Here is a 14,855-nt window from a genome sequence, read left to right as displayed (position 1 = left end):
TCATGGGGCATGGCTCCGGATGATTTCGACGGCAAACTGGCGTGGCTTGGCCTCTTCGTCGACGCCGTCGCCGCCCCTAAGCGAGGTACCGGATTCAATGTCAAAGGGCCGTTGCAGGATATCGACCGTCACGCCCGGCTCGCGGCGCAAGGCTTCTACAAACTGGTTGAAGATGGCTAGCGTTTGTCGGGTAGTGGCTCGCTCCAGTCGGATTGAGCCGCGTACCGTGGTGATTTCGCGCTTGTCGGTCTGTTTGCTTGCGTTCGGGGGGCTGGAAATGCCGTTTTTCCAGTCAATTTCCTCAAGGACGATGCTCGGCATTTGATCAAGCACCCGACTGACCATGCCATAGGCTGGGCCGGGCTGGCGTTGCTGATTGACCAGTTCGGCGTAGCGGCTGGTCAATTGGCGAAGGGTGTCATTGTCGATGCCCAGTTTCGGAAAGGTGGCCGATATGTCCTGGTAGCGGTGGTTAAGGTCCGCTTCAGTGGCGGCCAGCATGCTCACTTCCTCACGTAGCTCGTGGGCGTCGTAGGTTTGCTTGGCGGAAAAAAGCACGCTGCCCAGCAAGGCCACCAGGCCGGCGGCGACCAGGCCGTGACGGATCTGCGATAAGCGGTAATGATGGCGATGTACTTCGCCGGCAAATTGCTGTCGGGGTGGTGCGCTGGCCAGCAATTGCAGGAACAGCAGGTCGCTGCGATTGTCGCCTGGCAGGGTATGCAGCTTCAGTTTGGCGGCCGCGAGGTGGCTGTCGATAATGGTAAAGCTGAGCTGGCCCCGGTCGGGGCAGGCTTTTTCGATGGCCGGAATGCTCATCGGATGGGCGACGATAAGGACCGGCAAGTTTTCGTCGCGCCCGATCAGGCGCTGGCCGATCAGGTATTGGTGCAACTTGCCGGCTTCGGCGGAAAAGGCGCTGGCGATGCCGGCGATACTGCTGTCGGAGAGTGGCGCCATGCGTGAAAAGTGGGCATGGCCATCGACCAGATAGCTTTCGCGGATCGAGTGATCCTGGACGGTCAGCAGCAGACTGCGTGTGCCGCCAAAACCGAGTTTTTTGACAAGAAGGCCGCCGAGTTGGGCTACCGTGTAGATGCCGGCCAGCGGCGCTTCGGCGCTGCTGATACGTTGTAGCCAGGGCTCGAAATGGGCAGGGTTGGTTAGCGCGGAGAGCAGCAGTTTTTCATTCTTGCGCTGAGTCTTTTCGTAGCCGAGTGAAATGGCCGTGGCGAGTGCGGTGCCGAGAAAGTGCTGGCCAATCTTGCGGGTGATCAGGGTTTGCCGATCCTGGCCACGCAGAAAAGGAATGGTCTCGTGGATGTGGCCTTCTTCGGCGACGTTGGCGAGCAGCGAAAAATGGCTGCTGCGATGCTCGGCCAGGTATTGGGCAAATTCCCGCAGTCCATCGTCGTTGTTCTCGAAGACGCCCTCGGGCAGCAACTCGCCCCGCTGGCAGGCGAAGGCCTGCAGGCGATGGGTGTTGAGGTAGAGAAGGCGGCGGCTGATCACGTTTTGATCTTGCTGATGACGTCGTAGATGGGTCCGATGACCGACAGCATGATCCAGCCGAGCAGGGCGCCCATGAACAGGGTCAGCATCGGCTCGATCAGGGCTTGTGCCTTGCCGACCGATTCTCTGACGTCGCGGTTGTAGAAATAGCTGACGTTGAGCAGTGCCTTGTCGAGACCGCCGGTACTTTCACCGATACGCAGCATGCGGACGACAAGCGGTGGGAACAGCCCGACATCGCGGAAGGCACCGGCCACATTCTGGCCTTCGCGGATCGACTGTTCGACCCGCTCCAGCGCCCGGCGAACGACACGGTTGCCGACGACGTTCTGAGTCGAGCGGATCGATTCGAGCACAGGAATTCCGGAGGCGTAGAGCATGGCGAATGTACTGGAAAAACGGGCCAGAATAATTTTCTTCAGGATCGGACCGACCACTGGCAGGCGCAGCTTGATGCCGTCGAGACGCAGGCGGGCCAGCGGATTGCCGCGCAGGATCAGCTGGCCGGCGATGACGGCGATAATGGGTAGCAGCAGGAAAACGTACCAGTAGTCGACCAGCAGGTCGGAAATGAAGAACAGCAGTTTGGTGTGCGGCGGCAGGACGTGGCCCATGTTCTTCACGAACAGCTTGAGCTGCGGGACCATGTAGATCATCAGGAAGAAGGTGGCTGACAGCACGATGGTGGCCACGAAGGCCGGGTACATCAGCAGTTTCTTGGTCTGCGAGGCCAGTTCGTCTTCCCACTTCAGCGATTCGGTCAGGGAAGCCAGTACGTCAGGCAGTTGCCCGCTCGATTCGCCGGCCCGGATCAGGTTGCCGAAAACCTGGCTGAAGATGTCCGGGTGTTCAGCTATCGCCTGCGACAGTGTTTGCCCACCCTCGATACTTTCGATCAGCCCGGCCATCACCTCGCGAAATCGCGGGTGTTCGATCGAGTCGCGCAGGTCGGTCAGCCCTTCGAGGATCGGGACGCCCGCCCGGGTCAACTGTTCGAGATGGAAACAGAAATTGATCAGTTCCGGACGCGGCACGCTCCGGGTGCCGAAAAGGGCGCGGTGCTGGATCGGGTTGCCGGTGACCAGATCGAGACTCATGCGCTTGAGGCGCATTTCGAGGTCGACCAGATTGATCGCGTCGAGTCGCCCGTAAGTCATTCGCCCTTCCACGCTGACTGCCTTGTAGTCGAAAAGCATGCTTACATCCGGTCGGTTAGGTCGACGACACGGGCGAGTTCTTCGAGCGAGGTCGTGCCGTTGAGCACCCGCCGCATGCCATCGTCGGCCAGCGTGGTGAAACCCTGGAGCAGGGCGCGGCTACGGATTTCATGGGTGGTGGCGCGACGGGCAATCAGATCGTCAATGCCGGCGTCGATGCGCAACAGTTCCATGATCGCCAGACGGCCACGATAGCCCTGGAAATCGCACAGTTCGCAGCCGGTCGGCCGGAATAGCACGGGACGCGTTCCTTCTCCCTGTGGTCCGAGCAGGCGGATTTCGTGCGGTTCGGCGTGGTAGGGCGACTTGCAGTGCTCGCACAGGCGGCGGATCAGGCGTTGGGCCACGATGCCGATGATGTTGCCGGCCATGATGTCGGGCAGTACGCCAATGTCGAGCAGGCGCGGCACGGCGCCGATGGCCGAGTTGGTGTGCAGGGTCGTGTACACCTGATGGCCTGTCATCGCGGCGCGGAAAGCCATTTCTGCCGTTTCAGAATCGCGTACTTCACCGACCAGAATGACGTCCGGATCCTGTCGCATCATCGAGCGGATGCCGTTGGCAAAATCGAGCTTGGCAGTTTCGGAGACCGAGGTCTGGCGCACCATCGCCATCGGATACTCGACCGGGTCTTCGAGGGTCATGATGTGAATGCCCTCGGCGTTGATGTGGTTCAGCACCGAGTAAAGCGTCGTCGTCTTGCCGCTGCCGGTCGGGCCGGTGACGAGGATGATGCCTTCGGGCCGGGAAATCATCAGCTTCAACTGGTGCAGATGCTCCTCGGCCAAGCCGAGTCCCTCCAGTGGCACGATGCCCTTCTGGCGGTCGAGAATGCGCAGCACGATGTTCTCGCCGTGGATGGTCGGCTGGCTGGCGACGCGAAAATCAATCGGGCGCCCGGAAACCGTCAGGCTGATCCGGCCATCCTGCGGGGCGCGCATTTCGGCAATGTTCATGCCGGACAGCACCTTGATGCGGACCGTCATCGCCGGCCAATAGGACTTATGCAGGGCGCGGATCTGGCGCAGCATGCCGTCGATGCGGTAACGGATGCGCAGGAAGTTGGCTTCCGGCTCGAAGTGGATGTCCGAAGCCTCGCGTTTGACGGCATCGGTCAGGATCGAATCGATCAGGCGGACGACTGGCTGGCTGTATTCATTGTCGGTGGCTGAAAGACTGTGCCAGTCGATCTCGCCAGTTTCGATCTCGTGCAGGATGCCGTCGATCGACAATTCGTGACCGTAATACTGGTCGATGGCGTGGTCGATTTCCGATTCACCGGCGAGCAGCGTCTCGATTTCGGTGCCTTCCTCCAGTTGGGAGCGCACGCGGTCCAGGCCGACGATGTCGTTGATATCCGAGATGGCCAGCGCCAGTCGGCGGTTGGTCCGGTCGTAATCCAGCGGCAGAAGGTGGTGACGCTTGGCCAAGTCGCGCGGCACCAGTTTCAGCGCCTGCGGGTCGATCACGGCGTGCGACAGGTCAATGCTCTGCTTGCCGAGATTTTCCGACAGCGCCTGCCGCAAGGTGGCTTCAGTCACAAAACCCAGCGAAACCAGCAATTTGCCGATTGGCTGGTTTTGCTTCATCTGCTCCAGCAGCGCGATGCGCAGTTGATCTTCCGACAGGATACCTTCGGAGATCAGGATCTGGCCGAGGGGGCGGCGCTGGAGGGCGGTAGTGCTCATGGCTGTATCAGCGTTGAGGCTCGACTTGCAACTCGCCGAGACGCTTCTCGACCTTGTTGCGATCGAATGCAGCCGGGCGCTTGGTCGAGGCTTCGAGGGCCAGCCGGTAATGCTGGGCGGCAAGTCGGTTCTGCCGCAGGTGATCGAGGCTGACCGCCAGATTGAACAGGTAATCCGGATTGTCGCCATCGGCTGCGACGGCATTGAAATAGACCTGCTGCGCCTCCGGCCAGCGGTTCTGGCGGCTGTAAAGATTACCCAGTGCGAAATTCAGCGGAGCTGAGTCAGGCTGCGAGGAAAGCAGGGTTTTCAGGCGGCTTTCAGTGGTTTGCGGGTCGGCCTCAGCGGACGGCCCGTTCAAAGCGGCAGCCTGGGCGGCGGGGTCGCTTGGGTTGGCGACAAGAGCCCGCTGCCGGAAATTTTCTGCATCAGCCAGTCGGCCCTGGCGATGGGCGATGGCGGCCAAGGCAAGCAGGGCATCGGTATTGTTCGGATCGCGCTGTAGTGCTTGCTCGAAATCACGTCGCGCCAGTTCAGTCTCGCCGCGCTGGAGGCTGCCGTGGCCGCGCGCGAGATTGGCGTCGGGTTCTGGACGCGTTCGGATCAGGCGGATTGGCGTCCCGCTTGATGGTTCGTCATAGGCTGCCGGCATTCGGCTGGGGGGCGGGGCAGTACGGGGAGCGAAGAGCGGTGTTTCGGCAGATTGGGCAGCACGGCCTATGGCTGCTTGCTCAGAAGGGGGTAGCAGGGTGTTTGGCGCGGCAGATGGCGCCAGCGTTGGGGCAGAGTTCCCGGGTTGCGATGGGAGCGTGCGTGTGCTGCTTGCCAAAGAGCCGTGGCTCATGGTGTTTAGCTGGTACCAGACGTAGCCGCCAATGATGACCGCCGCCAGCCCCAGGGTGCCAAGCGCCAGCCAGAGTGGTAGGCGGGATTTTGGTTCGGGCGCCTGCTTGGCTGCGAAGGCGTTGCGTACGGCTTCCCGATCGCGCACTTCCGTTGCGGCAGCAGGCGCAGCTGCCTTGGCTTGAGCGGTAGATGGGCGTGCGGCGGAAAGTGGCGTGCTCGCCAGATCGGCATCTACCGCATCCAGATAGTTGGCCAGGTCAGGGAGCGGGCTGGAAGTGGCATTCGCCGGGTCTCTGGCAATGGGTTCCAGGCTGAGGCTGTCGACAGCTTCAGTCGGCGGGTTCCCGAACTGAGCCCGGGCCGCTTCCTGTTTGGTCGTTTCTGCCCGTTTCAGGGCATCCATCAACAGGCTCATGCTTGGCTCTCAGCGGCTCGGGATGATGTTGAACGGCTGGGCTTCACTGGGCTGGGCGAAGAAGCTGTCATTTGGCAGGAAACCGCGCATATTGGCGTAGTCGCCTTCCAGGCTGGCATCCTTGATCACCACGGGGCGCAGGAAAATGACCAATTCGGTTTTTTGGGCAGCGTTGTTGCGGTTGTTGACCAGTTCGCCGGCGATCGGGATTTGGCCGAGTAGCGGTACGCGCTGTGTCTGGTAGTCGATCTTGTCTTCCATCAGGCCACCCAAAATGGCGATATTGCCGCTGGCTACCCGCATGATTGATTCGATTTCGCGGGTCCGGATGACCGGGACAAGATTGCTGATGCTGTTTTTCTTAAGGTCCGGGTTGGGGTCCTGAACTTCACGAGCCACGCTGGTGATCGTTGGGCGTACGTTCAGGGTAACGGCATCTCCATCACTGATCTGCGGTGTAACGCTGACCACGAGTCCAACCGATACCGATTGCGGCGTTGTGGTGTAGGCCGTTGTCGTTCCTACGTTGGCCGTGGTGGTTGTATCGGCCTTAACGCTGAAGTAGACATAGTTTTCGACCACCTTCAACAAGGCTGTCTGGTTGTTCATTACCGAAAGCCTTGGGCTGGAGAGCACTTTTGTGGTGCCAAACGTATCGAGCATCGTTACCAGAGCATTGGGATCGCCGCCTTTGGTGTAGGTGAGATTGGTGGCGTTCTTGGTCAGAGCATCTCCGATAAAAGAGAAAGTGCCTCCCCTGGCCAGTTGTGTCCAGTTGATGCCTTGTTGGTATCCGTCTTTCAGGGTGACTTCAACGATAGTCGCCTCGATCAATACCTGGCGACGGGCTGAATTGCCCACGCGGTCGAGAAATTCCTGTATCCGTTCATGCTGTTTCTGGGTGGCACGCACTGTGATGACGCCGCTTTCGGCGTTCATGATGACCGAGGCGGCTTCCCGAAAAGTGCTGTGGCGCACGAGCGTCGTGCCGGCTGCCTGGCTGGCTGAACTGGGTGCCGGATTTGCTTGCAGTGCATTGGCGATGGATTGGGCGGCACGTCGGCCGGTTTGCGGTAGGGCGGCAGCGCCAGTCGCCGTCTGCTCGTTGTTTTGTTCGTAGGTCGTTTCGCTTGAGCCCTCTGGCAAGACCTTGTCCGTTTCGCGCAGGATGTCCTTGACGTTTTTCTCGAGGGATTCCCAGAACTGGTTCTTCGAGGAGTTTTCGATGCGCGTATTCGAGATGTTTCCGCCGCTGGCGCCGCTTGTCGGCACAGCGCTTCCGCCGCTAGGTACGCCCGTGGCGATCTGTGTGTTGGCAGACACGGTGCCCGTGACGTTACGCGCCATATTCACGTAATCGACCTTGTAGTGCTTCAGGAAGGGCGAGTCCGGCATGACGGCGAGGTTCGGCCCATCCAGTTCAAAGCGCATGTCGACCTGCTTGGATATGCGGGTCAGCAATTGTGGCAGGGTCTGGTCGATGGCGTTCAGGGTGACGTTGCCAGTAATGCCGGGATGGATGTCGACATTGACCTTGGCGTCGCGGGCCAGCGCGAACAGCAGGTCGCGGACCGGGACGTTGTTGACCACCACGCTATAGGTTTCGGCCTTGCGGGTCGCTTTGGGTTTGGGCAGTGACAGGGTCTGCTGCACCGGCGCCGGAATGCTGCCGCTGGCAACGGGGGCGGTGCTTTCTGTATTCAGGTGCCCTTTCAGTGGTTCGCGAGGCGTGGGGGCCGCACAGGCGGCCAATAAAAGGGAGGCGAACGTTGCGCTGATAAAACCGATTTTCATCGGGTTATGCCTTGTCTGAGCAGAGTGGTCACGTGTTGATTGGTTTTCACTATGATGCTAGCACGTTAATTGACAGGGCTGCATGCTTTGCCTATGGCGGGCTGGGTTAGCGCAACTTGCTGACTTGTCTGGGGAAAGGCTGAACTGCCTTGATCGATTCCGGCAGGGTTTGCATGGCCAAAATTGCTTCTTCCCGGCTCTCGAAATCGCCAAAGATGATGCCTACCCTGTCGCGACCGGAGAGGCTGGAACGATAGGCGCGAATGTGTGCGGGTTCGAGCACGTTGATTGCCCGGGCAAGAAAACCCTCGACTTCGCCCGTGTGGCTGGCATCGGTCGCCAGTAGCTGGATGAAATAGTGGTTGCGCGGGGCGTCCTTGATCCACTCTTCGTATTGGGCGAAGTGCTGGCGGGTCAGGGCGCCGAAGCGGATCTTGTCTGGTGTTGCGGTTAGGTCCTGTGCTTCACCGCGGGGCTGTATCGCTTGCAGGCGTTTTCCGCTCTGTGGTGCTTGTGGCTTTGGCGGGGCCGATGGTGCGCTCTCGTTGTCGCCTGCCGGCACTGAGTGGGGAGAGCCCACGCCAATGGTCATGGCGATGAGCAGGGCGCCAATGCCGGCGCCGGCGATTCCCCAGAGCAGCGGCTTGGGGTTGAAGGGTGCTTTCGGTTGCAATGGCGAAAAACGGGCATCCTGTTCAGCGATCCGGATTTCAGTGCTGTCTACTTTGTGGCTGCCGCTGGAGTAGGCAGCGAGTAGCGCCTTGTCGGCGAGGATGTTGATGCGCCGGGAAAGCCCCTCTGAAATCCGGGCAATCATCTGGATGGCTTCGCCCGAGAACGGGGTGGGGCCATGGTAGCCGGCTGCACGCAGGCGAAATTCAATGTAGGCGGCAACGTCGTCCTGCTTGAGGGGCGTCAGGTTGAAGTGCTGGGTGATCCGCTCGCGCAGCTGGCGCATGTCGGTGGCGGCCAGGCGTTCATCGAGTTCCGGCTGGGCGAACAGGGCAATTTGCAGCAGTTTGGTGGCCTTCGACTCGAGGTTCGACAGAAGTCGGATTTCCTCCAGTGATTCGGCAGGCATGGCATGCGCTTCGTCGATCAGCAGCACCACGCGCTTGCCTTCGGCGTAGCGCTCGATCAGTGCATCCTGCAGGGCGCGGGTCAGTGAATGCGTTGCCTTGCCATCGGTCGGTATGCCCAGTTCATCGGCGATGGCGCCAAGGATTTCCTGTCGGGAGAGCGAAGGGTTTGCCAGGTAGAGGGTTTCGACGTTCTTCGGCAGGCGTTCAAGCAGCATCCGGCAGAGCATGGTCTTGCCGCTGCCGACTTCTCCGGTCACCTTGACGATGCCTTCGTCCTGGGTGATGGCATAGATCAGGGCGTCGAGCGTTGGCCCGCGGTTGGCGCCGGTGAAGAAGAAGTCGGTGTGGGGCGTGATGCGGAAGGGGGGCTCACGCAGCCCGAAGTGTTCAAGATAAAGGCTCATCGACGGTTCCAGCCTTCCATGCGGTTATAGAGTGTGGTGCGGTTGATGCCGAGGCGACGGGCGGCTTCGCTCATGTTGCCGCCGCTGAGTTCGATGGCGGCCTCAATGTAGCCGCGCTGCCAAAGCTCCAGCGTGGCGTCGAGATTGAGGCGGGATGATTTCTCAAGGTGTTGGCGGGCCGCTTGCTTGACGTCGGCCAGATCGTTGGCGACCAGTCCGGCGACAGCCGGCTGTTCCGGACTGTCGAGATGATCGAATTCAGCCCGAAGTTGCTCGGAGCTGACGGTCTGGCCAGCGTAACGGGCGGTGAGGCGGATGATGATATTGCGCAGTTCACGCACGTTGCCTGGAAAACCATAATCAAGCCAAAGCGATTGGGCGGCTGGCGCGAGCAGGAAGGGCTCGCTGTGTGCTCCGGCGGCGCAGGTTTTCCTGAAGTGTTCGAGCAGGAGCAGGCGGTCAAGGCCGGTTTCTCGTACCGGGGGAACGGATAATGTGAAGACGGACAGGCGGTGGAAAAGATCGGCCCGGAAGCGCCCCGCCCGCATTTCCTGGCGCAGATCGCGATTGGTTGCGGCAATGATGCGAGCGGTGGATGTCCGTGTCTGTGTCTCGCCAACACGCTGATACTCGCCGTTTTCCAGGACGCGTAACAGTTTGGGCTGCAGATCCAGCGGCAGTTCGCCGATTTCGTCTAGGAACAGCGTGCCGCTGTCGGCGTCTTCGAAATAGCCGGCTTTGGCCGAAGTGGCTCCGGTGAAGGCGCCCTTGGCGTAGCCGAACAGTGTGGGCTCGAGGAGCGTGGGCGAAATGGCCGCGCAATTCAGGGCCAGGAATGGTTTATCCCGCCGTTCGGTCAGGCGGTGCAGGTAATGGCTGGCGACGATATCCTTGCCGCTGCCTGATTCGCCTTCAATCAATACCGGGTAGGCGAGATTGGCATATTGCCCAACTTGCAGGCGCAGTCGCTGCATGGGCAGGCTTTCACCAATCAGTCCCGATGCCTGCGTTGCCTGCGCTTGGTTGCCAAAACGCAAGGTCTGGCGAAACAGCTCGGCCAGACGGCCTGGGTCGCAGGGTTTAGCCACGAACTCCACGGCGCCTAGCGTTCTGGCGTGACGGGCGTTGTCTTCATCGCTCTGGCCGGAGAGAACGATGATTTTCATGTCCGGCGACAGGGCCAGCAGGTCTCCGATCAGGGCAAAGCCTTCGTCGGGGCGGTGGGGCAAGGGTGGAAGGCCAAGGTCTACCAGAGCGAGTCGGGGCGGATGACGAAGTTGTCGCAGCAGGGCCAAAGCGTGTGCCCGGGAGTGACTGGTGAGAACGTCATATTCCTGAGCGAACGCAAAATTGAGCGATTCGCTGATTAGTGAATCGTCATCAACAATCAGCAGGAGCGGCTTGGCAGCGGGCAATGGCGCAACAGTCAGTGTGAAATATTTACGATTATAGCCTTGTCGTTTCCCGGCGACGCTTGGCATTTCTGTTAAAATCGCCAGTCTTTTTCGAGGAACGTATTTTGTCGGACGACATCCTGGTCGATATCGAGAACCTCCACTTCAATTATGACGGCAGGCCTGTGCTGCAAGGAATCAACATGAAGATTCCGCGTGGCAAGGTGGTGGCTATCATGGGTGGTTCCGGTTGCGGCAAAACCACACTGTTGCGTTGCATCGGCGGCCAGTTGCGGCCGACCGGCGGTCGGGTTCGGCTGGAAAAACACCAGGTGTGCGAGATGAGCGAGGCTGAGTTGTATCGCCTGCGGCGCCGAATGGGGATGCTTTTTCAGTTCGGCGCCTTGTTTACCGACATGACCGTTTTCGACAATGTCGCTTTTCCGATGCATGAGCACACGGATATGTCGGAAGAAATGATCCGCGATCTGGTGCTGATGAAGCTCGAGGCGGTTGGGCTGCGTGGTGCGCATAAGTTAATGCCGGGTGAATTGTCTGGCGGGATGGCGCGACGGGTTGCCCTGGCGCGTGCGCTGGCGCTTGATCCGATGTTGGTCATGTACGACGAGCCGTTTACCGGTCTTGATCCGATTGCACTCGGCGTGATTGGCCAGTTGATTCGCAAATTGAACGATGCGCTGGGCGCAACGTCCATCATGGTGACCCACGATATTCACGAGTCCTTGTTGATCGTCGATTACATCTATTTCCTGAACGGCGGCCAGGTCGTCGCCGAAGGAACGCCGGACGAGATTCGTGCTTCGAAGGATCCGTTCGTGCACCAATTCGTTTATGCCGAGCCAGATGGCCCGGTGCATTTTGATTATCCCGCCCCGTCAGTACGCGACGAGTTCCTGAGCGGGGTCGGGCATGCTTGACCCGATTTCCCTGGTTCGGAGATTGGGCCATGAAACGGTCGAGCGCATCTGGCGGCTTGGCTTCGCTGCGCGCTTCTTCTGGGCCGTGCTCATGCATTCCGGCTCCTCGTTCCGCCGCTTGCCGCTGACCTTGCGTGAAATCTATTTCAGCGGCGTGCTGTCGCTGTTGATCATCATGGTTTCCGGCCTGTTCGTCGGCCTGGTGCTTGGTCTTCAGGGCTATGAAATTCTGCAGCGTTTTGGTTCAACCGAAGCGCTGGGGACGCTGGTCGCCCTGTCGCTGACCCGCGAACTGGGGCCGGTTCTGGCCGCAATCTTTTTCGCCTCACGGGCTGGGTCGTCGGTGACCGCTGAAATCGGTTTGATGAAGGCGACCGAGCAACTCAAGGCCATGGATATGATGGCGGTCAACCCGATCGCCCGTGTCGTGGCGCCGCGTTTCTGGGGTGGCGTCATTTCGATGCCGTTGCTGGCTGCAATTTTTTCCGCCATGGGAGTGCTTGGCGGATGGCTGATCGGTGTCGTGTTCATCGGTGTCGATGACGGTGCTTATTGGTCGCAGATGCAGGCAAGCGTCGATTTTCGCTACGACATCTGGAATGGTGTCGTCAAAAGTTTCGTCTTTGGTATTGCGGTTTCGCTGATCGCCGTTTTTGAAGGCTACGATTCGGTGCCGACGGCCGAGGGTGTCTCGCGCGCCATCACGCGAACCGTGGTGACTTCGGTGCTGACCGTGCTGGCGCTGGATTTTGTCTTAACCTCGTTCATGTTCCGGGGAGCTTAATGAACCGTACCGTACTCGACCTGTGGGTCGGATTTTTCGTGGCACTTGGCCTTGCTGCCTTGCTTTTTTTGTCGCTCAAAGTTGGCAACCTGTCGTCGTCTCACTTGTCTGAGACCTACGAGCTGCAAGCCAAGTTTGATAACATCGGTGGTCTGAAGGTGCGTGGCCCGGTCAAGAGTGCAGGTGTCGTGGTCGGGCGGATCATTGATATCCGATTTGATGCGGCGACCTATGAGGCAGTGGTCAGCATGACCATTGATGGGCGTTACCACTTTCCGAAGGATACGTTCGCGTCGATTAATACGGCCGGTCTGCTCGGCGAGCAGTATGTCGGACTGGATGCTGGTGGCGACGAAAAGATGTTGCAGGCGGGTGAGACGATAGCCAAGACCCAATCGGCAATCGTGCTTGAGAAATTGATCAGTCAGTTTTTATTCAGCAAGGCAGCGGACGGACAGGACAAGAAATGACGAAAAGTCTCGGCTTATCTGGAATGCGCGGTGGACGGCGGTGGGCCCTGGGGGGGCTCATTGCACTCGCTTGCGTCGGCAATCTATCGGCCGAAGAAAATCCGAACGACCCTTATGAAGGTTTCAATCGTTCGATGTTCGCCGTACACGAGGCGATCGATAAATATGCAGCCAAGCCGGTTGCCCAAGCGTATGACAATACCGTGCCGTTGCCGGTCAAAGCCAGTGTCGGCAACTTCTTCAGCAATGTCGGCGACCTGTGGATTGGTGCCAACAGTGCTTTGCAGGGAAAGTTCGCTGATGCCGGCGCGGATATTGGCCGTTTGTTGATCAATTCGACGGTCGGGATTTTCGGGCTTTTCGATGTGGCCAGCGAACTTGGCCTGGAAAAACACGAAGAGGATTTTGGCCAAACCCTGGCTGTCTGGGGGGTGGGTAGCGGTGGTTATCTGTTCTGGCCGGTAATCGGGCCGCGCAATGTGCGCGATACGGCTGGGTTTGGTGTTGATTCCTACATCGATCCGGTCTGGCGCATCCATGCGGTCCCGGTACGCAATAGCATGGTCGCCCTGCGCTTTGTCGACATCAGAGCCAGTCTGTTGCCGGCTGATAAGGTGGTTGAGGAAGCGGCGCTCGATAAATATGCGTACATTCGTGACGCCTATTTGCAGCGTCGTCGTAACCAGATTTTCGATGGCCGCCCGCCGCGGCTGGATGATTGATTTCTTAAGTAACAGATGATGAAAAAGCTATTTGCCCTGTTGTTTGCCGGTTTCGTGTCGAGCGCTGTGTTTGCCCAGGAGGCACCGGATGTCATGGTGCAGCGTGTGACCGAAGAAGTTCTGGAGATTATTCGCAAGGATAAGGACATCCAGAACGGTGATACGCATAAGGTCATTGAATTGGTCGACAAGAAAGTGTTGCCCAATTTCAACTTCACGCACATGACCGCGCTGGCGCTTGGCAAGGAGTGGCGCAAGGCTACTCCGCAGCAGCAGCAGCAATTGACGGCTGAGTTCAAGACCCTGCTGGTCCGCACCTATTCCAATGCGCTGACTGGCTACAAGAACCAGAAGGTGGTGTACAAGCCGACCAAGATGGCGCCGACTGATACCGATGTGCTGGTCCGGACCGAAGTGCACCAGCCGGGCAACAAGCCTGTACAGCTTGATTACAGTCTGGAAAAGCTGGACGCTAATTGGAAAGTTTACGATGTCGTGGTGGCCGGGATCAGTCTGGTCACCAACTATCGCGACCAATTTGGCCAGGAAGTGCGTAACGGCGGTATCGATGGCCTGATCGCCTCAATCGCCGCCAAGAACAAGTCCCTGGAAACCTCCCCCAAGAAATGATTGAACGCGAAGCCGGGCGTCTGTTGGTCAAGGCGCCATTAATTATGGCCAATGCACGCGGTCTGCTTGAAGCAGGCCGTTCTGCTTTGCTGGCCGGTGAGCAGGTCTTCGATTTTTCCGAAGTGACCGAGGCTGATTCGTCGGCCATCGCCGTCATGCTTGGTTGGCTACGCGTAGCCAGCCTGACGCAGTCGACTGTCAAGTTTGCCCATATTCCGACCGGCGTTCGTGCGCTGGCTGAGCTGTACGGCGTTACCGAACTGTTGCCCCTCGCCTAAGGGGGCATTCCATGATTCCTGCTGTTTCCATCGTCGACGTCGTCAAGCATTTCGGTTCACTACAAGCACTGGCCGGGGTGTCGCTTGATATCGAACAAGGTGAGTTTTTCGGATTGCTTGGCCAGAACGGTGCCGGCAAGACAACGCTGATTTCCTCGCTGGCCGGTTTGGTGCGACCCGATTCCGGAACGCTGAAAGTGCTTGGTCATGACGTGATCAAGGATTTTCGCGAGGCGCGCCGTTTGCTGGGCGTGGTGCCCCAGGAACTGGTTTTCGATCCGTTTTTCAATGTCCGCGAAACCCTGCGCATTCAGTCCGGCTATTTCGGTATCCGCAATAACGACGACTGGATTGATGAGATTCTTGCGAACCTTGACCTGACCAGCAAGGCGAACGTCAACATGCGCCGCCTTTCGGGTGGTATGAAACGGCGGGTGCTGGTTGCCCAGGCGCTGGTGCACAAGCCTCCAGTTATCGTCCTCGACGAGCCGACCGCCGGCGTCGACGTCGAGTTGCGGCAAGGCTTGTGGCAGTTTATTCGTCGCCTGAACGGCGAAGGACACACGATCATCCTGACCACCCATTATCTGGAAGAGGCGGAAGCTCTGTGCAACCGCATCGCGCTGATGAAGCAGGGCAAGATCGTCGCGCTGGACACGACGGCCAACCTGATGGCGGCTC

Annotated in this window: 13 protein-coding genes and 1 pseudogene; 7 read left to right on the top strand and 7 right to left on the bottom strand. The window is 59.2% G+C overall.

What is annotated here, in order from left to right:
• From DARO_RS17420 to DARO_RS17390, 7 genes are all read right to left on the bottom strand, one after another.
• Positions 1-1,512: a hypothetical protein gene (locus tag DARO_RS17420; protein WP_011289134.1), complete on the bottom strand. Its 1,512-nt coding sequence runs from the start codon at positions 1,510-1,512 to the stop codon at positions 1-3.
• Positions 1,509-2,708: a type II secretion system F family protein gene (locus DARO_RS17415; protein ID WP_011289133.1), complete on the bottom strand. Its 1,200-nt coding sequence runs from the start codon at positions 2,706-2,708 to the stop codon at positions 1,509-1,511. Before DARO_RS17415 ends, DARO_RS17420 begins: the two co-directional genes overlap by 4 nt.
• Positions 2,709-2,710: 2 nt before the next feature.
• Positions 2,711-4,417, bottom strand: coding sequence for an ATPase, T2SS/T4P/T4SS family (locus DARO_RS17410; RefSeq protein WP_011289132.1), 1,707 nt, complete (start codon positions 4,415-4,417; stop codon positions 2,711-2,713).
• Positions 4,418-4,424: 7 nt separating this feature from the next.
• Positions 4,425-5,678 carry a tetratricopeptide repeat protein gene (locus DARO_RS17405; RefSeq protein ID WP_011289131.1) on the bottom strand — a complete coding sequence of 418 codons (1,254 nt, stop codon included), beginning with the start codon at positions 5,676-5,678 and terminating at the stop codon, positions 4,425-4,427.
• A 9-nt stretch (positions 5,679-5,687) separates the two neighbouring features.
• Positions 5,688-7,472 (bottom strand): pilus (MSHA type) biogenesis protein MshL, encoded by a 1,785-nt coding sequence (locus DARO_RS17400; protein ID WP_011289130.1) that lies wholly within the window; start codon positions 7,470-7,472, stop codon positions 5,688-5,690.
• 106 nt (positions 7,473-7,578) lie between these two features.
• The gene (locus tag DARO_RS17395; RefSeq protein WP_011289129.1) at positions 7,579-8,958 is read right to left on the bottom strand and encodes an AAA family ATPase; all 1,380 of its coding nucleotides are present in this window, start codon (positions 8,956-8,958) and stop codon (positions 7,579-7,581) included.
• Positions 8,955-10,373, bottom strand: coding sequence for a sigma-54-dependent transcriptional regulator (locus tag DARO_RS17390; protein WP_041224474.1), 1,419 nt, complete (start codon positions 10,371-10,373; stop codon positions 8,955-8,957). Before DARO_RS17390 ends, DARO_RS17395 begins: the two co-directional genes overlap by 4 nt.
• A 104-nt stretch (positions 10,374-10,477) precedes the next feature.
• On the opposite strand from DARO_RS17390, the gene DARO_RS17385 reads away from it, so the two are divergent.
• The 7 genes and pseudogenes from DARO_RS17385 to DARO_RS17355 form a co-directional block, all read left to right on the top strand.
• On the top strand, positions 10,478-11,290 hold the full coding sequence (locus DARO_RS17385; RefSeq protein WP_011289127.1) for an ABC transporter ATP-binding protein: 813 nt from the start codon (positions 10,478-10,480) through the stop codon (positions 11,288-11,290).
• The gene (gene mlaE / locus DARO_RS17380) at positions 11,283-12,074 is read left to right on the top strand and encodes a lipid asymmetry maintenance ABC transporter permease subunit MlaE (RefSeq protein ID WP_011289126.1); all 792 of its coding nucleotides are present in this window, start codon (positions 11,283-11,285) and stop codon (positions 12,072-12,074) included. The genes DARO_RS17385 and mlaE overlap by 8 nt, the downstream gene beginning before the upstream one ends.
• Positions 12,074-12,544 (top strand): outer membrane lipid asymmetry maintenance protein MlaD, encoded by a 471-nt coding sequence (gene mlaD, locus DARO_RS17375; protein ID WP_011289125.1) that lies wholly within the window; start codon positions 12,074-12,076, stop codon positions 12,542-12,544. Before mlaE ends, mlaD begins: the two co-directional genes overlap by 1 nt.
• Complete coding sequence (locus tag DARO_RS17370) at positions 12,541-13,266, top strand: MlaA family lipoprotein (protein WP_011289124.1); 726 nt, start codon at positions 12,541-12,543, stop codon at positions 13,264-13,266. Before mlaD ends, DARO_RS17370 begins: the two co-directional genes overlap by 4 nt.
• Before the next feature lie 15 nt (positions 13,267-13,281).
• On the top strand, positions 13,282-13,896 hold the full coding sequence (locus DARO_RS17365; RefSeq protein ID WP_011289123.1) for an ABC transporter substrate-binding protein: 615 nt from the start codon (positions 13,282-13,284) through the stop codon (positions 13,894-13,896).
• Positions 13,893-14,174 carry an STAS domain-containing protein gene (locus tag DARO_RS17360; protein ID WP_011289122.1) on the top strand — a complete coding sequence of 94 codons (282 nt, stop codon included), beginning with the start codon at positions 13,893-13,895 and terminating at the stop codon, positions 14,172-14,174. The genes DARO_RS17365 and DARO_RS17360 overlap by 4 nt, the downstream gene beginning before the upstream one ends.
• Before the next feature lie 11 nt (positions 14,175-14,185).
• A pseudogene (locus tag DARO_RS17355) lies at positions 14,186-14,848 on the top strand (ABC transporter ATP-binding protein); the annotation flags it as partial.
• Positions 14,849-14,855 lie beyond the last annotated feature (7 nt).

It is taken from the genome of Dechloromonas aromatica RCB, assembly GCF_000012425.1.
Note: the sequence above shows the minus strand (reverse complement) of the source record. Positions and strands in the feature narration are given on the sequence as shown.